Below are 17,877 nucleotides of genomic sequence, written 5' to 3' on the forward strand. Positions count from 1 at the left end.
AGTGGGACTGATTCATCAGTGGAATTGGCCCTCTTCGGTGGATCCCACCAGGGCAAGGGTGCTGGCGTTCGGGTTCAGCGCCGTGGAGACCAGGTCGAAGTAGCCGGTGCCCACTTCGCGCTGGTGCTTGGTTGCGGTGTAGCCGCGGTCCTCGGAGGCGAATTCGCGCTCCTGGAGCTCGACGTAGGCGCTCATCCCGTCGCGGGCGTAGCCGTGGGCGAGGTCGAACATCGAGTAGTTGAGGGCATGGAAGCCGGCGAGGGTGATGAACTGGAACTTGAAGCCCATGGCCCCGAGCTCGCGCTGGAAGCTGGCGATCGTGGCGTCGTCGAGGTGCTTCTTCCAGTTGAACGACGGTGAGCAGTTGTAGGCGAGGATCTGGTCGGGGAACTCGGCCTTGACCGCCTCGGCGAACTTCCGCGCGAGGGCGAGGTCCGGGGTGCCGGTCTCCATCCAGATGAGGTCCGAGTACGGGGCGTAGGCCTTGGCTCGGGCGATGCAGGGCTCGACGCCGTTGCGTACCTTGTAGAAGCCTTCCGGCGTGCGCACGGGCTGGCCGTCCTCGGTGAGGAGGAATTCCCGGTCCCGCTCGTCGACGTCGGAGGTGATGAGCGTTGCGGCCTCAGCGTCCGTGCGGGCAATGATGACGCTCGGCACGCCGGCGACGTCGGCGGCGAGCCGGGCGGCGTTGAGGGTGCGGACGTGCTGCTGGGTCGGGATGAGGACCTTGCCGCCGAGGTGGCCGCACTTCTTCTCCGACGCCAGCTGGTCTTCCCAGTGAACGCCGGCGGCGCCTGCCTGGATCATGGACTTCATGAGCTCGTACGCGTTGAGCGGGCCGCCGAAGCCGGCCTCGGCATCGGCGACGATCGGGACCAGCCAGTCGATCTCCTGGCCGTTGACCACGGTCGACTTCCCCTCGGAGAACTCGATCTGGTCCGCGCGGAGGAGGGCGTTGTTGATCCTGCGCACGACGGCGGGCACGGAGTTCGCGGGGTAGAGGGACTGGTCGGGGTAGGTGTGGCCGGAGAGGTTCGCGTCCGCGGCGACCTGCCAGCCGGAGAGGTAGATGGCCTTCAGGCCCGCCTTGACCTGCTGCACGGCCTGGTTGCCGGTGAGTGCGCCGAGGGCGTTGATGTAGCCGGTGCCGTCCGCGCGTCCCTCGGTCACGGCCTTCCACAGCTTCTCCGCGCCCCGGCGGGCGAGGGTGTGCTCTTCCATCACGCGGCCCCGGAGCCGGACGACGTCTTCGGCGGAATAGTCCCGCTGGACACCCTGCCAGCGGGGGTCTGCGGACCACTCGAGCTCGAGGGCCTCGGCCTGCTGCTGAGGGGTCCGGGGCTGCTCTGCACCGTTGGCCTGTGCGCTCATCGCTGTCTCCTTCGACGGGTTTCCCGGCTTCAGCGCCGGAAGGAATTCTTCGTGGCACCAACTTTTCCGGGTTCGCAAGCACCCCGGTAGAGAAAAGTGCTGGAAAGAAATGCACATTTTCACGTATTCTCAAGAAATGCCGCCTGCAGCCTCATGGAGCCTCCCCTCGGGACCGTCAGCCGCGCCACGAACGGGCCCCGAAGCGGGTTCCGGGGGCGGGGCGGATGCCATCAGCCTCGGACGCCGGGTGCGCCACCTGCGTAAAGCGGCAGGCCTCACGCTGGGCGAGCTGGGGGCCGCCGTGGGCGCCGCCGCGAGCCAGCTGAGCCTTATCGAGAACGGCAAGCGCGAACCCAAGCTCGGCCTCCTGCAGCAGCTCGCGGGAGCGCTCGGCGTAGGTGTGGACGTGCTGCTCGGCGCGGAGCCCCCGAGCCGGCGGGCCGCGCTGGAGATCGAACTGGAGCGGTACCAGCGCAGCCCGCTCTACGAGTCCCTCAATCTCCCGAAGATCCGCATCAGTTCGCGGACTCCGCTGGACGTGCTCGAGTCCCAGATCGGGCTCCTCCGTGAGCTCGAGCGAAAGCTCAATGAGCAGGTCGCCACGCCGGAGGAGGCGCGCCGTGCGAACGGCGAGCTCCGCCGTATGATGCGCGAGCGGGGCAACTACTTCCCGGAGTACGAGGCCGAGGCCCAGAAGGTGCTCAAGGCCGTCGGCTACTCCGGCGGTCCACTCAGCCAGCACCTCATCGCCGACATCGCGGACCACCTCGGCTTCACCCTCTACCATGTGGGGGATCTGCCGCATTCGACCCGGTCGGTGACCGATCTGAAGAACCGCAGGATTTACCTCACGCAGAACCAGCGCTCGGACCATGACCCGCGTTCAGTGCTCCTTCAGGCGCTCGGCCACTATGTCCTGGGCCACGAGACTCCGGGCAGCTACGGTGATTTCCTCGCCCAGCGCGTGGCCACCAACTACTTCGCCGCTGCGCTCCTGCTGCCCGAGCACACGACCGTGGACTTCCTCCAGCAGGCGAAGGCGCGCAAGGCGATCTCGGTGGAGGACCTCCGCGACGCCTTCGCCGTCAGCTACGAGACGGCCGCCCACCGGTTCACGAACCTTGCGACCCAGCACCTCGGCATCACGACCCACTTCCAGAAGACTCACCAGAGCGGCATCATCTACAAGGCCTACGAGAACGACGGCGTGAACTTTCCCATGGACCACACCGGCGCCATCGAGGGCCAACCTGCGTGCAAGGCCTGGACGAGCCGCGCGGTCTTCGACGTCCCGGACAAGTTCAGCTCCTACAGCCAGTACACCGACACGGTCAACGGCACCTTCTGGTGCACGGCCCGCACTGAGCGCAGCGCAAGTGGTGAGTTCTCCCTCAGCGTCGGTGTGCCCTATCAGCACGTCAAATGGTTCCGGGGGCGGGAGACGACGGCGCGGGCCACCTCGCACTGCCCCGATCCGGCCTGCTGCCGGCGGCCTCCTGTTCAGCTCAGTGAAAACTGGGCCGGCAATGCGTGGCCCTCGGCCCGCGCCCACTCCCACCTCCTCGCCGCCATGCCTCCCGGCGCTTTCCCCGGTGTCGACGAAACCGAGGTGTACGCCTTCTTGGAAGCCCATTCCGGCGCGTGAGTGCGTGGTGCTGGGGCTGCGTGGCTCGGGCAGTGGCACAGTGTGCCCACCCCCGGTCCAGGCCGACGTCGACGCGTTAGGGCGGCTTCGCGATCAGCTCATCGTGGTCCTCATCGAGGCGACGGCTGACGAACGGCGGAGCCTCGTCGGGAGGGTTAGCCTCGAATTCGGGCTCTTCCCGTGCCTCAGCTCGGGCGATGCGCCGATTGTCCGCTCTGGCAGGGACGGCACGGCATACCGCCTCGCAGCGGTCCTCCTTCCGGCTGCCCTCGCCCTTGTCTCCGAGAATCTCCTCGGCCGAATCCGACGCTGCGCCGATGGCATGTGCCGCCTGCTGTTCCTTGACCGCAGCCCAGCGGGTCACGGGCAGTTCTGCTCACGGCGCTGCGGGTGGCTTCAGGCGGGGGTGGGGCGAGTCACCTCTGGGTGTAGTAGCGCCCCAGCGTCTCCGCCTTGAAGTCCCAGAAGGTGCCGTCCTCGATGGCCTTGCGTGCGTCGTCGACCATTCGCACCACGAAGCGCTCGTTGTGGATCGAAATGAGAGTGTGGGAGAGCATTTCCTTGGCCTTGTAGAGGTGGCGGATGTAGGCGCGCGTATAGTTCTGGCACGTGTAGCAGTCGCACCCGTCCTGGAGCGGGCCCCAGTCCTGGCGGTACTTGGCGCCCGAGAGGTTGAATCGGCCTTCCGCGGTATAGAACGCCGAGTTGCGTGCGACGCGGGTGGGGGAGACGCAGTCGAACGTGTCGGCTCCGGCCTCTATCGCGGCGAAGATGTCGTCGGGCTCGGAGATCCCGAGGAGGTGGCGCGGCTTGTCCTCGGGGAGTTCCTCCGAGCACCACGCGACGATCGTGCCGAGGTTCTCCTTCTCGAGCGCGCCTCCGATGCCGAAGCCGTCGAACGGCATGGCCCCCAGATCTTGGCAAGCCTTCCGCCGCAGGTCCTCGTACTGCGCCCCCTGGATCACCCCGAACAGGGCTTGGTACGGGCGGTGCTCCCGCTCGTCTGTGAGGCGGAAGTGCTCCGCAACGCAGCGCTCGGCCCACCGACGCGTCCGCTCTAGGGATTCCTCCTGATAGGCGCGGGAATTCTGGAGCGTTGTCAGCTCGTCGAAGGCGAACATGATGTCCGCACCGATCTGGTGCTGGACGTTCATCGAGATCTCAGGCGAAAAGCGGTGCCGATCGCCATTGAGGTGGCTCGTGAACCAGACGCCGTCCTCGTCGATGTGGGCGAGGCGCTCCTTTCCGGGGGCGACGGCCGTGTCCCTCGCCGGATCGTCAGCGCCCGAGGCGTCAACGGCCATCATGTCGATGACCTTCTTGAAGCCCGAGCCGAGGCTCATGACCTGGAAACCACCGGAATCGGTGAAAGTCGGGCGGTGCCAGTTCATGAACCTGCCGAGGCCGCCCGCTTCGTCGAGGATCTCGGGACCCGGCTGAAGGTACAGGTGGTAGGCGTTCGCCAGCACAGCCTGCGCGCCGAGATCCCGCACCGACTCGGGGAGAACCGCTTTCACGGTCGCCTTCGTGCCGACGGCAATGAACGCCGGCGTCCTGATCTCTCCGTGTGGGGTCGTGATGGTGCCGGTCCTGCCCAGGGTGCGCGCGCCGTCGCGCGCCCTCAAGGGGGTGTCGACGCGGAAGGAGAACTCGGACTGGCGTGGATGGGAATTCGGCACCCCACCAGTCTGCCGTACGCTGCGTAGAACCTCCGGCTTGCAGGAGGCTGGGCGTTTGCACAGTGCCCGCACAGAGTCTTCTCCTAGCCTCATGGACATTAACAGCTAGCCTCATGGAAGTTAACAGACGGACCCCAGCGGGGGATGCGGCAGGAGGACGGATGAAGCACGATGGCGGAGCACGCCGTGCGCGGCTTCCGTTCGAGAGCATCCTCGGCCGGTCCATCCGGGTCCGGCGCCGCCGAGTCCTAGTCGGAGCCGCGGGCTGCGTCCTCTTGATCGCGGTGGGAACAGCCGGCATCACGAGCGCGAGCGCGGTGCGGGGCCACGCACCCAACCGTCTCCCGGCGCCGCCCCCGTCCGCAGCGACGCCTGCTCATCCCAGCCCCATAGCCAGTCCGGCAGCCCCACAGGGCTCGGCCCAGGGAAACCAGGCAAACACGTCAGACCAGCCTGCGTGGCAGCAGATGCCCTCCCAGATCTCCGACGTCGTCTCGCAGTTCCTCTCCGACCAGGGCGCAGCGGGCGTTGCCGTTGCCGTCTCCACGGGCGGCTCCGCGTCCTCCGGCGGCAGTGCGCGCTATGTCACGACCCAAGGCAACGCGTCCGACGGAGTGGCTTGGTCCACTGACACTCGCTCGGCGTTCCGGAGCATCACCAAGAGCTTCGTCGGGACTGTGGTCCTCCAACTCGTGTCAGAGGGCAAGCTCGGTCTCGACGATCCGGTTTCCCGCTACGTCCCGGACGTGGCGTCGGTGCAGTACGACGGGTCCGGGGTCGGCAGTTCGATCACCGTCCGCATGGCCCTCGAGATGCGGACAGGGCTGCCCGAGTTCTCGGCGACCCAAGGCTTCTCGGACCAGCTCAACACGGACTACACGGCACCCTTCACGGACGACCAGCTGCTCGGCTACGCGTTCGCGCAGCCCCTCGACTTCGCCCCAGGGAGCCAGTACGAGTACAGCAACACCAATTTCGTGCTGCTCGGCAAGGTCATCCAGGCCGTCACGGGCAACTCCTGGGACCAAGAGGTCCAGTCGCGGCTCCTCTCGCCCCTCGGCCTCGCATCCGTCGGATACTCGGGCTCGAGCGATCCGACGCCGCCCGTCGCGACGCCCTACGAAATCGACAGCGCCTCGAACCTCGAGAGCCTTGCCCAGGTGAGCCCCTCGCTCTACGGCGCGTCCGGTGGGCTGTTCGGCAACATCGGCGATCTGCTCCGCTGGGGAACCGCTCTCGGCTCGGGCCAGTTCCTCCCCGCCTCCCTCCAGCAGCAGCGGTTCACGGCTGTCTCGAGTCCCGGCTCGGACGACCCGCAGAGCCCCGAGTACGACGCGTACGGCCTCGCGGCGGGCGAGCTCGACGGCTGGTGGGGTCACACGGGGACCGGTCTCGGCTACGAGTCGCTCACGATGTACCAGCCGAGCACCGGCACCACCGTGGCCATCCTCCTCAACACCCAGCTGCCCAACCCGAACGGTCCGGCCATTCTCTTCAGGCAGATCGAGGCTTCCCTCAGCTCGCTCGGCTGACGGCCTCAGCAGGCGCTGCGCCGCGGAAACAGCGCGGCCCCTTCCCGACCACTTCAAACTGCGGTACAAAGACGGCGGGGGAACAGACATATGCGCCTCCGCCCTGCTGATTTCCCGAGCACCCGGGAAGACGGCCGGACGGGCTGACAAGGAGGTCCTGATGTCCGGTCAAGAAACTCCCGCGCCCGACCAGCGCCCCATCCCTGCAGTCCCCGGAGCAGACGGGGGCCCACGCCGCGACTCGTTGACCAGGGATACTCCGACACGAGGTCCGGCCCGACCGCTCCCGTACGTCATCGCAGGAATCCTGCTGGCGGCGGCGATTGTGCTGCCGCTCCTGCCACAGCTGTATTCCTTCGACGCGCCGCGTCTCGGCGGAATGCCGTTCTTCTACTGGTACCAGCTTCTGTGGGTGCCGATCTCGGCCATCCTCAGCGGCTTCTCGTACTGGCTCGTCACTACCGAGGACAGACGACGTCGACGGGAAGCACGGGCAGCCAACGTCGGCCTCGAGGGAGGTGATCGGCTATGAACACGCGCAGCATCGACTGGGTCGCCCTCATCATCGTGATCCTGCTGTTCGTGATCGTCGCCGTCATGGGCTTCATGGCGGCCCGGTGGCGGCGCAGCACGGAAGTCGAGGGCCTGCACACCCTTGACGAATGGGGCCTGGGCGGCCGTGGCTTCGGCACCTGGATCACCTGGTTCCTGCTCGGCGGCGACCTCTACACCGCCTACACGTTCGTCGCCGTTCCGGCAGCAATGTGGGCCACGGGCGCGGTGAGCGGATTCTTCGCGGTCCCGTACACGGTCGTGCTGTACCCCATCATCTTCATCATCATGAGCCGACTCTGGTCGGTTTCCCACCGGCACGGGTACGTCACGGCGGCGGACTTCGTCGGCGGCCGCTACGGGAGCCGCTGGCTCTCTCTCGCGGTCGCCGTCACGGGCATCGTCGCAACGATGCCGTACATCGCCCTGCAGCTCGTCGGCATCAAGGCCGTCCTCACCGTGCTCGGCCTCGGCAGCTCGCAGAATGCGTTCCTGACGGACCTCCCGCTCATCATCGCGTTCGTTGTCCTCGCCGCCTACACGTACACGTCGGGCCTCCGCGCACCGGCGATGATCGCCGTCGTCAAGGATCTGCTCATCTACCTCGCAGTGATCGTCGCTGTCATCTACCTGCCCATAAAATTCGGCGGCTGGGACGCGATCTTCGGTGCGGCCCAGACGAAGATGAGCGCGATCAGCCCCGCGACCGGCAAGGCCGCGGGCGTGTTCATCCCGAGTCCGGGCAACTACTCGGCGTACTGGACGCTCGCGCTCGGCTCGGCCATGGCGCTGTTCATGTACCCGCACTCGGTGACGGGCGTGCTCGCGTCGAAGGGGCGCAACACAATCCGCCGCAACGCCGCCGTCCTCCCGCTCTACTCGCTCATGCTGGGGTTCCTCGCGCTCCTCGGCTTCGTGGCGATCAAGGCGGGGACGAAGCCGATCGACCTCGACGGCTCGGTGAACCCGCAGCTCGTGGTCCCGCAGCTGTTCATCGACCACTTCCCGTCGTGGTTCGCGGGCATCGCGCTCGCGGCCATCGCGATCGGGGCGCTCGTGCCCGCCGCGATCATGTCCATTGCGGCCGCCAACATGTTCACGCGCAACATCTACCGGGACTTCTTCCGTCCGGACGTCAATCCGAGGACGGAGGCCAACGTCTCGAAGATCGTCTCGCTCCTCGTGAAGGTCGGCGCGCTCGTGTTCGTGATCGCGATGGACCAGTCGACGGCCATCAACATGCAGCTCCTCGGCGGCATCTGGATCCTGCAGACGTTCCCGGCCGTCGTCGCGGGCCTCTACACGCGCTGGTTCGACCGTTGGGCGCTGCTCATCGGGTGGGCCGTGGGCATCGTCTTCGGAACGGTGTCGGCGTACAACGTCGTGAACCCGGCGACGCACGCGCACTTCGGCGGCTCGGTGGCCAATGTCCCCGGCACGAATGTCAGCGTGTACATCGCGATCTCGGCGTTCGTGCTGAACCTGCTCGTCGCCGTCGTCCTCACGCTCGTGTTCCGCGCGTTCAAGCTTCCGCAGGGAGCCGACATGACGCGGCCCTCCGACTACGGTGCCGACGAGACGGATCCCAGGGTGGCCCAGATCGAGGAGCGGCTGCACGGGTTCGTGGAGCCGGGAGGCCCCTCGCCCGTGCCGTGAGCAGCGGCGGGGGCGGCGAGGCGCTCCTCAGCGCCTGACGGCGTCGAGCTCGATCCGGATCCGACGGTCGAGCTCGGCGCGGTCGAACGCTTCCGAGCCGCCGTGTGCGCGGAGGTGGAGCAGGGTGGCGAGCCGCAGGACGCGCCAGCTGCGCTCCTCGGCCTCGTCGCCCGTCTCGGCCGCGCGTGAGACCTCTTTTTCGTAGAGGTTCGGCTCGTTCAGGGTACGCTGCCGGACCCGGGCGGCCATCTGGGCCCGGAACGGGTCGGTCTCGGCAGTGTCGGGGGCGTGGAGCAGTTCCGAGTACACGGCTGAGCGGGCGTCCTCGCCGCGCTCCCGTGCGAGGTGGGCGGCGAGGGCGAGGCCCGCCTCGACGGACGCCCACCGGCCCGGGTTGCCGTCGAACGGGACGACCGCGAGAAGGTCGGCCACCTTCTGCGCGTTCTCGGGGTCGTTCTGGCCCACGTAGAGTTCGAACGCGAGGTCGCGGAGGTCCTGAAGGCACGCCCCGGACTTCGTGTTGATGCCCTTCACGAGGCGTTCGCACATCTCGTGGATCGCGTGCCTTCCCGGGTGCACGGCGTCGATGTGCCGGATGAGGTCCTCAGGGTGCCCGTCGTACACGGGGATGAGCCGGAGCTGCGCCTGGGTGGGGCCCCCGGTCGAGGCGCGGGCCTTGCCGGGAACGACGACGACGTCGCCCGTGTCGAGCGTGATCGTCGTCCCGGGCCGCTCGGGTTCCGCCGGCTCGGCCGCCGCGGAGGCGCCGTCGTCGTCCGCCGCGCCGCCCCGGATCGCCGGGTAGGCCGGATCGAAGGGGCCGTCCGCGTCGCCAGCGGTGCCGCGGGGGCCACCCTGCGGCTCGAGATCATGGTGCTCGGACGCCGCCGGGGAGCCCGAGAACAGGAGGTCGGCGGGGCGGCTGGGCCGCGCTGAAGCGATCCGGGCCGACGTCCCGTGGGCCACGCGCAGATTGAGGTGGTTCTCGAGCACCGTGAAGTAGAGGGCCGGGTTGCCGTAGTCGTCGAGGACAGTGTCGATCTCGATGATCTCGGCCGTGCCCTCGCCGTCGGGAAGGACAAGCCGGTGCCCGGGGCGCAGCTCCGATGCGTCGATGGATCGGAAGTGCTCGAGCGTGTGGGGGTTCGACCCACCCTGCTCGGAATCGGGGCGGTACTGCATGGCGGAGTCCTCCAAGTCGCTGTCGGTCCGCGGCCCAGTCTATAAAGGTCCGGTAACGGTCCCCTCGAGGCGCGCCAAGGTTCGCCCCGTGCGAATAGTCGTCAGGCCGCGACGCCGGCGAACGCGAGCGCCTGCCGCACGAGCTCGCCTCGACCGCCCATGAACTCGGCCTGGACGCCCCCGCTCAGCACGTCCGCGGGTGACATCCACGTGAGTTCGAGGGCGTCCTGACGGGGCTGGCATTCGCCCGCGACCGGGATGACGTAGGCGAGGGCGACGGCGTGCTGCCGCTCGTCCGTGAAGCCCGTCTGCGACGGTGACGGGAAGTACTCGACCACGGTGAACGGAACAGGGCTCACGGGAAGCTGCGGGAGGGCGAGGGGCCCGAGATCCTTCTCGAGGTGCCGGAGGAGGGCGGCCCGGATGGTCTCCTTGTAGAGGACGCGGCCCGAGACGAGCGTGCGCATCATGTTGCCCTCGTCGTCGGCCTGGAGGAGCAGGCCGACCTCGTTGACGTAGCCCAGAGGGTCGAGGCGCACGGGCACTGCCTCGACGTAGAGCATCGGCAGCCGGTTCCTGGCCTCGTAGAGATCCTCAGGAGAGAGCCAGCCAGGGTAGGGGTCGGGTGTGCGCACTGCCATAGATAAGTTTCTACAGCATCCGGTCCACGATGTCCCTGCTGACCCGGGCTCTGGGTCAGGCCGATCCCGCTACCCTTGCACCATGGCCCCAGAGTTGCCTGAACTGCTGCTTCCCGACGCCGATGCGTGGCGGGCGTGGCTCGAGGAGAACCACGCCACGAGCCCGGGCGTGTGGCTCGTTCAGCACAAGAAGGGCGGCTCGGTGACCGAGCTGACCTTCGGGCAGGCCCTCGACCACGCGCTGTGCTTCGGATGGGTCGACGGCCAGATCGGCCGCCGCGACGAGGGCAGCTACGTCACGCGCTTCACCCCGCGGGGGCCGAAGAGCCGGTGGTCGAGGCTCAACGTGGCCAATGTCGAGCGGCTCGAGAGCGCGGGCCTGATGACGGAGGCGGGCCGCGCCGTCGTCCAGGCCGCCAAAAAGGACGGCCGCTGGGAGCAGGCGTACGCGGGGCAGGCCTCCGCCGAGGTCCCGGACGACCTCGCCGCCGCCATCGCTGCCAACCCCGCGGCCCAGGAGCTCTTCGAGCAGCTCACCGCGGTGAACCGCTACGCGCTCATCTACCGGACGGGCTCCGTGAAGAAGCCCGAGACGAGGGCCAGGAAGATCGCGGAGTTCGTGGACATGCTGGCCCGTGGCGAGACGATCCACCCGCAGAAGCGCCGCTCCCCGAAAAACTAGACTGGTCCCATGTCACAGGTACCCGAGGCGCGGCTGCACGCGACGGTCAAGGGCATGGTCCAGGGGGTGGGGTTCCGCTACTGGACCCGGGGCGAGGCGGACAGGCTCGGTCTCGTCGGCAGCGCGGGCAACAGGCTGGACGGAACCGTCGAGATCGTGGCCGAGGGGAATCTCGACGACGTCGAGCATTTCCTCAGGTGGCTGCAGTCCGGTGAGACGCCGGGGCACGTCGAGGGGGTCGAGGCCTCGATCGGGCCCGCCACCGGGGAGTTCCACGGCTTCTCGGTGTGGTGACCCAGGCCCAAGGGCCTCAGGCCCAGCCGCGGAGGTAATCGAGCTGGGCCGCGACCGACGTCTCCGCGGCGGTTCGGACCGAGGTGTCGACGTCGGCGTACACGAGGTCCGTGACCGCGCCCACCGGGGCCTCTGCCCCAAGGCGCTCGAGCGCCGCCCGGATCTGGGCAAGCCGCTCCTCGCGGTGCGCCGCGTAGGCGCGGACGATCTCCCCGAGGTCCGGCAGGACGGGTCCGTGCGCGGGGAGCACCGTCTTCGGCCCGAGGGTCTCGAGCCGGTGCAGCGACCCGAGGTAGTCGCCGAGCCGGCCGTCAGGATAGGCAATCACGGTTGTGCCGCGGCCCAGGATCGTGTCGCCCGTCAGGACTGAGCCGTGGTCGCCGTCGTCGGGGAGCAGCAGTGAGACGGAGTCGGCGGTGTGGCCCGGGGTCGCGAGCACCTCGATCCGGACTCCGGCGGCCTCGATGACCTCGCCGTCCGCGAGCTGCGGGGCCTCGAAGCACAGGGACCTGTCGAGCGCACGGACGGGCGCCCCCGTGATCCGGTGGAATTCCTCTGCCCCCTCGGTGTGATCCGAATGGTGGTGTGTGATCAGCACGAGCTCCACGCGGCCCGCCGCGGCGAGTTCCTGGAGGTGGGTCGCGTCGAGCGGGCCGGGATCGACGACGACGACGCCCGGCCGTCCGCCGTCCGCCGTCGCCCCTTGGCCCGAGGAGCCGCCCGAGATGACGTAGGAATTCGTTCCCTCGAGGCTCATCGGCCCGGGGTTGGGCGCCAGACGATAACGGGTGAGCTCGGAGCTCTGGACCCAACGCGTGGGCTGCGATTCAGTCACATGACCAGACTAGCGAGCGGGAAAAGCTCAGATCGCAGTTCTCAGAAACCCAATTCTGCGTAATGATTGATGAACATCTCAAGCAGTGGGACTGGCACAAAGGTGTGCCATGCGTCGCTATTGACGGGACAGTCAGCAATCATGCACTCCAAAGCCCACGCCCCCGACCCCTCCCAGACGCACTCCGAACGAAAGCCTCCGCGCGCCGCTGCCGAGCGCGGGCGCCTCCGGGTCCTGCGGCCCGAGAGGCACGAGCTTTCGTCACTGCGTCAGTGGGAGCACCTCGTGGCGGACCTGCGGAAGGCGGGACTCGCCGACGAGCACGCCCGGGCCGAGGCCGCGCGGCTCCTCGCCGGAGACGTCTGGGGCGGCTAGGGCCGGGTCACCTCATTCGGCGAGCGTGCTGAGGCCCGCCGAGGGTTCCCCGAGCGGGAAGGCAACGCCCTCGCCGATGACCCTGAGCGCGAGGTCCATGCCCTTGCGCGCCATCGCAGCGTTCCAATGCCGGATCGTGATGATTTCGCCGCCGCCGGGGATCCTCGGGTCGACGGACTGGGCCGGCGGCCGGTCCGCCAGCTTGATCCGCACCGAGGACTCGGGGCCGAAATAGTCCCAGTCGAGCACGGTTCCGTGGATGGGCGACTCCGCGGCGATCCGGATCTGCTCGGGCCGCAGCATGATCTGCACGTGTCCCTGCGTCGTGGGGTGCCGGACGGGGACCGGCCCCAGCGAGCACATTGCGAGGCTGCCCTCGAGCCACGCGTCGAGGATCACGGCGTCGCCGAGGAACTCTGCCGTCGCGCGGTCCGCGGGCCGCGTGTAGACGACGAAGGGGTTGCCGATCTGGGCGAGCTTCCCTCCGCGCATGACGGCGACCTGGTCGGCGAAGCTTAGGGCCTCGGCCTGGTCGTGGGTCACGAGGATCGTGGTCACCCCGGCCTTCCCGAGCACCTTCGAGACCGCGCGGCGGGTGGCAACCCGCAGCCCGGCGTCGAGCGCGGAGAACGGCTCATCGAGGAGCATGACCTCCGGCTTCCGGGCCATGGCCCGTGCGAGCGCGATGCGCTGCTGCTGGCCGCCCGAGAGCTCGTTCGGGCGGCGTTTCGCGTAGGAGCCGTCGAGCGCGACCATGTCGAGGAGTTCTTCGACGCGTGCCGCGATGGCCTTCCGCGAGCCGCCGTGGGCCCGATCGAGCCCGAACGCGATGTTCTGGCCCACTGTCAGGTGGGGGAACAGCGCGCCGTCCTGCGCCACGTACCCGACGTTGCGCCGATGGGCGGGCACCCACGTGTCACCCGCGACGACGCGCCCGTCGAGCCTGATCTGCCCCGTGTCGGGGGCCTCGAAGCCCGCGATGAGGCGCAGGAGCGTTGTCTTGCCCGAGCCGGACGGCCCGACGATCGCCGTCGTGCCTCCTCTTGCGACGTGCAGGTTGATGCCCTTGAGGACCTGCTGCCGCCCGAACGTCTTGGTGACCTCGTCGATCTCGAGGTGGTGGTCCGCGGTGTCCGCGATGGACCGCGACACGCGGGGCTCGGGAAGGCGCGAGGCCGAGGTGGGGGTGGGGCTCTGTTCGGTCACTGGCCGGCCGCCTTCTTCGACTGCTGGAACAACAGGTAGGTCATGGGTGCGGAGAGCAGGATCATGAGCAGCGCGTACGGGGCGGCGCCGGTGTAGTCGATGCCGCTCGAGAGGTTCCAGAACTGGGTCGCGAGCGTGGACGTGCCGGTCGGGGCCAGCAGGAGGGTGGCCGTGAGCTCGTTGAGGACGGCGAGGAAGACCAAAGCCGCGCCCCCGGCCGCGGCGGGCGCTGCGAGGCGGAGGGTTACCCGGAAGAAGGCGGCGGCCGGGCGCCGTCCGAGGGCTCTTGCGGCCTCCTCGAGCTCCTTCGGCGCCTGGGCGAGCCCGGCGCGAAGGCTCACGAGCGCCCGGGGGAGGAACAGCAGGACGTACGCGATGACGAGCAGGGGGGTGGTCTGGTAGATGCTCGGGAGCGCGTGGAGCGCGACGGTCACGAACGCGAGGGCCAGGACGATGCCCGGCATCGAGCTCGTGACGTAGTTCGCGAGCTCGAGCGTCTTGCTGAGCCACCCCGGGTACCTGACCGCAAGCCACGAGAGCGGGAACGCCGCGGCCGTCGTCGCGATCGCGCCGAGGAGGCCGAGCCACAGGCTCTGGCCGAGGGCCGAGGCGAGGTCTGCCGTCTCCCAGATCTGGGCGCCGCCGTCGACGAGCCAGCGGCCGATGACGGCGAGCGGGACGCCGAGCGCTATGACGGCGAGGCCGAGGAGCACCGCCTGGGCAGGCACTTCCCAAGCCCCCAGTGGGGCGCGGGACGGCGCGGCCTGGGCGCCCGAACCCAGCTTGGCGTAGCGCGCATTGCCGCGGGCCCGGGCCTCGACGACGAGCATGACGAGGCACAGGGCGACGAGGACGCTCGCGAGCATGTTGCCCGCTGAGCCGTTGAAGGTCGAGCGGTACTGCTGCATGATCGCCGTCGTGAATGTGTCGAAGCGCATCATCGCGAAGGCGCCGTATTCGGAGAGGAGGTGCAGGCCGACCAAGAGGGCGCCTCCGGTGACGGCGATGCGCAGCTGCGGCAGGACGACGCGGAAGAAGACCTTCCACGGTCCCTGGCCGAGGGAGGCCGCGGACTGTTCGAGCGCCGGGTCAAGGCGGGCCAGGGTCGCCGCGGCCGGGATGTAGACCAACGGGTAGTAGGAGAGCGTCGCGATGAAGACGCCCCATCCCAGGCCTGCCATGGAGGGGACGACCGAGACCCACGCGTAGGCGTTCACGAACGCCGGGATCGCGAGCGGGGCCGCGAGCAGCACTGCCCAGACCCGGTGTGCCCGCAGCCTCGTCCGTTCCACGAGCCACGCGCCGCCAACCCCGATCACGAGGCAGAGCGGCACCGTGATGAGCACGAGCCAGATCGTGTTGCCCAGCAGTTCGAGGACGCGGGGCCGCACGATGAGCGCAACCGCGGTGTCCCAGCCCGTCGCGACCGTCATGGCGACGACGAAGCCGAGCGGCACGAGGGAGAGGGCGCCGATCAGGACGCTGAGGACCAGGACAGTCCACGGCATCGAGCGCACCTTGCGGAACGCAGCGCGGAAAGCCCCCAGTGGACGGAGGCCCTTGCCTCCGTCCACTGGGGGTGTGTGCTGTGCTGGCGACGCTGTGGTCTGCAACAAGGTCTAGAGCAGTCCTGCCTGGGTCATGAGGTCGGTGACCTTCTGGGAGTTGAGCTTCGCGGGGTCGATGGTCGGCGCCTGCAGTTCCTGCAGCGGGGTGAGCTTGGGGTTCGCGGCCACGCCGGAGCCGACCGGGTACTCGAACGACGAGCCCGTCTGGAGGATCTTCTGCCCGTCTGCGCCCGTGACAAACTCGAGGAACTTCTGCGCGGCCGTCTGGTGCTTGCTCGAGGCGAGCACGGCGCCGCCCGAGACCGAGACGAAGGCGCCCGGGTCCTGGTTCTTGAAGTAGTACAGGCCGACGTTGTTCGAGTTCTCGCCGGTCTTCGACTGGTCCCCGAACCAGTAGTAGTGGTAGATGACCGCGGCGTCGATCTCGCCCGAGTTGACGGCCTTCATCGCGGTCGTGTTCCCCTGATAGGCCTTCGCGTTGCTCTTCATGGCCTTGAGCCAGTCGAGCGTGGCGCTCTCGCCCTTGAGCTGGAGCATCGCGGAGACGATGGCCTGGAAGTCGGCGCCCGAGGGAGCCCCGCCCCAGCGGCCCTTCCACGAGGCGTCGGCAAGGTCCATGAGCGACTTGGGGAGGTCGCTCGCCTTGAGCTTGGTCTTGTTGTAGGCGAGGACGGTCGAGCGGGCGGCGATGCCGACCCACTTGCCGGTCGAAGGGCGGTAGGCCTGTGGCACGTTCGCGATGGCCTGCGAGCCCGGGTCCCCGAGGAGGCCCGCGTTCTCGACGGCGCTCATGGCCGGGGAGTTCTCGGTGAGGAAGACATCGGCGGGGGAGTTCTTCCCCTCCTGGATGATCTGCTGGCCCATCTCGGTGTCGTCGCCGTTGCGCATGTTGACCTTGATGCCGGTCTGCTTCGTGAACGCGTCGACCCAGGCCTGCGTGAGTTCCTGGTGCTGGGCGTTGTAGACGGTGATGGTGTCGGTCGGGCCGCCGCTGGCCCCCGCCGAACCTGACGACGAGCCGGGGGTGCTGCCACACGCTGAGAGGCCGGTGGCGGCCATCGCGGCGATCGCGATGCCCACAAGGGCCTGGGAGCGGATCTTCACAGAAGGTCCTTTCGTAGCTTTTGGGGACCGGCACGCGAGGGCCAGCCCGAAGGGCGCGGTGAGGCTTCGACGTCGAGGGTGGAGGCCGCTGCCTCCGAGAACGACTGTAGGTTAGCCACACCTAACCTCAGTGCGATTCCGCCCCAATTGTGATGCAAATCACTTCAATTACGCAATTTTGGTGTGCCCTAATTGGTCCGGAGCACCCTGTAGGAGGCCTCGAAGAGGGTCCAAGCCTGCACCTGCGTGCCCAATTCGACGGGGACGAGTTGCCCGTCCCGCTCGGGGTACGACGACGACGCGAGCTCGCCGGGGTGGGCTGGGAAGACGACGCTCGGCCGATTCGAATGCCCCAGGCCGAGCCCGCGGGCGGCCCCTTCGCCGGCCCGCTCCTCGCGACCTGCCCAGATGGCGTCCGCCGTCTCGACGACGAGCCGCCGGGCCGTGTCCCGCGTCGGCCCCGGAAGCCGGGGGTCACGGGCGGCGAGGGCGAGATAGCGCGCGAGGATGCCCATGAACAGCCCGCCGTCCCCGTCCCCGTGCGCCTTGAGGGCGCGGGATTCCCTCTCCGCCGCCCCCGGTAGCCGCGGAACGGGGACGGTGAGCCCGCGGTCGACGGCATCGACGAGTGCGGCGGCGCGCTCCAGGTTTGCGGGCCGATAGTCGCCGAGCTCGACGAGCGCGCCGAGGACCGTCCCCTGGTTGTACGCCCAGACATCGCGCGTCAGGCTCGGTTCCCCGCCATTGCGGGGCACGTCGATGCCGTCCAGGAAGAGGCCCTGCGCCGGGTCGAAGAGCGTCTCGCAGAGCCAGTCGACGAGCGACTGGGCCCGATCATGATCGCCTGCCCGCGCGAAGAAGACGGCGGCCGGGCCTGCCGTCGCGGTGTTCTTGTAGCGGCGGCGGGTGTTCCAGAACATGCCTCCGCCGAGGTCGTCCGTCTGCGCCGCCACGAGGCGGCGCTTGAGCTCCCGGACGGCAGTGCCGGCGGGAGGGAGGCCCTGGCCGGTGAGCTTCCGGGCGAGGGCTTCTGCCCGCTGGGAGGCAAGGGCGAGCCAGGCCATGTCGTCGAAGAACATGTTGGGGAAGCGGCCGAAATTCCGCAGTCGGATCCCCCGCAGATGCCTCTGCCCGAGGAGGAGCCACGAGGGGTCGCCGGCCCACTCGGCGTCCCCGGCCCCTGTGGCCTCACCTTCGTCCCCTGCCGCCTCGCGTTCGGCCCCTGCCGCCTCGCGTTCTGCAGCGTCGACGAGGCAGTCGAGCAGGTGGGCCTGCCACCAGTAGTGCCACTCGCTCCACGGGAGCTGAGGGCGCCGGTGCGGGTCCTGCACCCACGCGAGCCATGCGCCGCCGACGCGAAGGGGCGCATGGCCGAAGGTTGCGGTGACGCTCTTTGCGGCCACGCTCGCGCGGGCGGCGGCAGTCTCGGGAGTGCTCACGCCACCACGCTAACGGAGGCCGGACAGGTGACGGGGGTCACGGGGCCCGTTAGGATGGCGGCGGTTAGCGGGCGTTAACTCAACTGCCTGTTCAGCTGCGAATCGTGCCTTCAACT

General features: G+C 68.7%; 18 protein-coding genes. 8 read left to right on the forward strand and 10 right to left on the reverse strand.

What is annotated here, in order from left to right:
* Positions 1-15: 15 nt before the first annotated feature.
* Positions 16-1,371 carry an isocitrate lyase gene (aceA, locus tag E6A21_RS17000; RefSeq protein WP_138445356.1) on the reverse strand — a complete coding sequence of 452 codons (1,356 nt, stop codon included), beginning with the start codon at positions 1,369-1,371 and terminating at the stop codon, positions 16-18.
* Between the two features lie 109 nt (positions 1,372-1,480).
* Here aceA and E6A21_RS17005 point away from each other — a divergent pair, with 109 nt between their 5' ends.
* Positions 1,481-3,016 (forward strand): helix-turn-helix transcriptional regulator, encoded by a 1,536-nt coding sequence (locus E6A21_RS17005; protein WP_138445357.1) that lies wholly within the window; start codon positions 1,481-1,483, stop codon positions 3,014-3,016.
* A 76-nt stretch (positions 3,017-3,092) separates the two neighbouring features.
* Here E6A21_RS17005 and E6A21_RS18250 read toward each other — a convergent pair whose 3' ends face one another.
* Positions 3,093-3,380 carry a hypothetical protein gene (locus E6A21_RS18250; protein ID WP_246036599.1) on the reverse strand — a complete coding sequence of 96 codons (288 nt, stop codon included), beginning with the start codon at positions 3,378-3,380 and terminating at the stop codon, positions 3,093-3,095.
* Between E6A21_RS18250 and E6A21_RS18455 the strand changes: the two genes are divergently transcribed.
* Positions 3,339-3,473, forward strand: coding sequence for a CGNR zinc finger domain-containing protein (locus tag E6A21_RS18455; protein WP_425471578.1), 135 nt, complete (start codon positions 3,339-3,341; stop codon positions 3,471-3,473). The genes E6A21_RS18250 and E6A21_RS18455 overlap by 42 nt on opposite strands.
* Here E6A21_RS18455 and tgt read toward each other — a convergent pair.
* On the reverse strand, positions 3,433-4,695 hold the full coding sequence (gene tgt / locus E6A21_RS17015; RefSeq protein ID WP_425471577.1) for a tRNA guanosine(34) transglycosylase Tgt: 1,263 nt from the start codon (positions 4,693-4,695) through the stop codon (positions 3,433-3,435). The two genes, E6A21_RS18455 and tgt, sit on opposite strands and share 41 nt — an antisense overlap.
* A 161-nt stretch (positions 4,696-4,856) precedes the next feature.
* Here tgt and E6A21_RS17020 point away from each other — a divergent pair, with 161 nt between their 5' ends.
* The 3 genes from E6A21_RS17020 to mctP all read left to right on the forward strand — a co-directional run bounded on the left by E6A21_RS17020 (position 4,857) and on the right by mctP (position 8,435).
* Positions 4,857-6,227, forward strand: coding sequence for a serine hydrolase domain-containing protein (locus E6A21_RS17020; protein WP_171041452.1), 1,371 nt, complete (start codon positions 4,857-4,859; stop codon positions 6,225-6,227).
* A gap of 160 nt (positions 6,228-6,387) precedes the next feature.
* A complete protein-coding gene (locus E6A21_RS17025) occupies positions 6,388-6,759 on the forward strand; it encodes a DUF3311 domain-containing protein (protein WP_138445360.1) in 372 nt (123 codons plus the stop codon).
* On the forward strand, positions 6,756-8,435 hold the full coding sequence (mctP, locus tag E6A21_RS17030; protein WP_138445361.1) for a monocarboxylate uptake permease MctP: 1,680 nt from the start codon (positions 6,756-6,758) through the stop codon (positions 8,433-8,435). The genes E6A21_RS17025 and mctP overlap by 4 nt, the downstream gene beginning before the upstream one ends.
* Positions 8,436-8,462: 27 nt before the next feature.
* Here the strand turns inward: mctP and E6A21_RS17035 are convergent, their stop codons facing one another.
* Positions 8,463-9,617, reverse strand: a complete 1,155-nt coding sequence (locus E6A21_RS17035) for a DUF6707 family protein (RefSeq protein WP_138445362.1) — start codon at positions 9,615-9,617, stop codon at positions 8,463-8,465.
* 101 nt (positions 9,618-9,718) lie between these two features.
* Positions 9,719-10,258: an NUDIX hydrolase family protein gene (locus tag E6A21_RS17040; RefSeq protein WP_138445363.1), complete on the reverse strand. Its 540-nt coding sequence runs from the start codon at positions 10,256-10,258 to the stop codon at positions 9,719-9,721.
* Between the two features lie 82 nt (positions 10,259-10,340).
* Between E6A21_RS17040 and E6A21_RS17045 the strand changes: the two genes are divergently transcribed.
* Positions 10,341-10,940, forward strand: a complete 600-nt coding sequence (locus E6A21_RS17045) for a YdeI/OmpD-associated family protein (protein ID WP_138445364.1) — start codon at positions 10,341-10,343, stop codon at positions 10,938-10,940.
* A gap of 9 nt (positions 10,941-10,949) precedes the next feature.
* Positions 10,950-11,234, forward strand: a complete 285-nt coding sequence (locus E6A21_RS17050; protein WP_138445365.1) for an acylphosphatase — start codon at positions 10,950-10,952, stop codon at positions 11,232-11,234.
* A gap of 16 nt (positions 11,235-11,250) precedes the next feature.
* Here E6A21_RS17050 and E6A21_RS17055 read toward each other — a convergent pair whose 3' ends face one another.
* Entirely contained in the window at positions 11,251-12,069 is an 819-nt protein-coding gene (locus tag E6A21_RS17055; protein WP_246036601.1) for an MBL fold metallo-hydrolase, read from the reverse strand.
* A gap of 141 nt (positions 12,070-12,210) precedes the next feature.
* Between E6A21_RS17055 and E6A21_RS17060 the strand changes: the two genes are divergently transcribed.
* Positions 12,211-12,444, forward strand: coding sequence for a hypothetical protein (locus E6A21_RS17060; RefSeq protein ID WP_138445366.1), 234 nt, complete (start codon positions 12,211-12,213; stop codon positions 12,442-12,444).
* A 12-nt stretch (positions 12,445-12,456) separates the two neighbouring features.
* On the opposite strand, the gene E6A21_RS17065 is transcribed toward E6A21_RS17060, so the two are convergent.
* The 4 genes from E6A21_RS17065 to E6A21_RS17080 all read right to left on the reverse strand — a co-directional run bounded on the left by E6A21_RS17065 (position 12,457) and on the right by E6A21_RS17080 (position 17,761).
* Positions 12,457-13,650 carry an ABC transporter ATP-binding protein gene (locus E6A21_RS17065; protein WP_171041453.1) on the reverse strand — a complete coding sequence of 398 codons (1,194 nt, stop codon included), beginning with the start codon at positions 13,648-13,650 and terminating at the stop codon, positions 12,457-12,459.
* Positions 13,647-15,158, reverse strand: coding sequence for an ABC transporter permease (locus E6A21_RS17070; protein ID WP_138445367.1), 1,512 nt, complete (start codon positions 15,156-15,158; stop codon positions 13,647-13,649). Before E6A21_RS17070 ends, E6A21_RS17065 begins: the two co-directional genes overlap by 4 nt.
* A 111-nt stretch (positions 15,159-15,269) precedes the next feature.
* A complete protein-coding gene (locus tag E6A21_RS17075; protein WP_138445368.1) occupies positions 15,270-16,322 on the reverse strand; it encodes an iron ABC transporter substrate-binding protein in 1,053 nt (350 codons plus the stop codon).
* Positions 16,323-16,510: 188 nt separating this feature from the next.
* On the reverse strand, positions 16,511-17,761 hold the full coding sequence (locus tag E6A21_RS17080) for a glycoside hydrolase family 76 protein (RefSeq protein ID WP_138445369.1): 1,251 nt from the start codon (positions 17,759-17,761) through the stop codon (positions 16,511-16,513).
* Between the last annotated feature and the right edge of the window lie 116 nt (positions 17,762-17,877).

The organism is Sinomonas susongensis, assembly GCF_005877005.1.
GTDB classification, from domain to species: domain Bacteria; phylum Actinomycetota; class Actinomycetes; order Actinomycetales; family Micrococcaceae; genus Sinomonas; species Sinomonas susongensis.

Coding starts and splice junctions, on each gene's coding strand:
- E6A21_RS17005 (WP_138445357.1), top strand. CDS start 1,481: ATGCACATTTTCACGTATTCTCAAGAAATGCCGCCTGCAGCCTCATGG.
- mctP (WP_138445361.1), top strand. CDS start 6,756: ATGAACACGCGCAGCATCGACTGGGTCGCCCTCATCATCGTGATCCTG.
- E6A21_RS17040 (WP_138445363.1), bottom strand. CDS start 10,258: ATGGCAGTGCGCACACCCGACCCCTACCCTGGCTGGCTCTCTCCTGAG.
- E6A21_RS17020 (WP_171041452.1), top strand. CDS start 4,857: ATGAAGCACGATGGCGGAGCACGCCGTGCGCGGCTTCCGTTCGAGAGC.
- E6A21_RS18455 (WP_425471578.1), top strand. CDS start 3,339: ATGTGCCGCCTGCTGTTCCTTGACCGCAGCCCAGCGGGTCACGGGCAG.
- E6A21_RS17060 (WP_138445366.1), top strand. CDS start 12,211: ATGCACTCCAAAGCCCACGCCCCCGACCCCTCCCAGACGCACTCCGAA.
- E6A21_RS17070 (WP_138445367.1), bottom strand. CDS start 15,158: ATGCCGTGGACTGTCCTGGTCCTCAGCGTCCTGATCGGCGCCCTCTCC.
- E6A21_RS17045 (WP_138445364.1), top strand. CDS start 10,341: ATGGCCCCAGAGTTGCCTGAACTGCTGCTTCCCGACGCCGATGCGTGG.
- aceA (WP_138445356.1), bottom strand. CDS start 1,371: ATGAGCGCACAGGCCAACGGTGCAGAGCAGCCCCGGACCCCTCAGCAG.
- E6A21_RS17035 (WP_138445362.1), bottom strand. CDS start 9,617: ATGCAGTACCGCCCCGATTCCGAGCAGGGTGGGTCGAACCCCCACACG.
- E6A21_RS17050 (WP_138445365.1), top strand. CDS start 10,950: ATGTCACAGGTACCCGAGGCGCGGCTGCACGCGACGGTCAAGGGCATG.
- E6A21_RS17025 (WP_138445360.1), top strand. CDS start 6,388: ATGTCCGGTCAAGAAACTCCCGCGCCCGACCAGCGCCCCATCCCTGCA.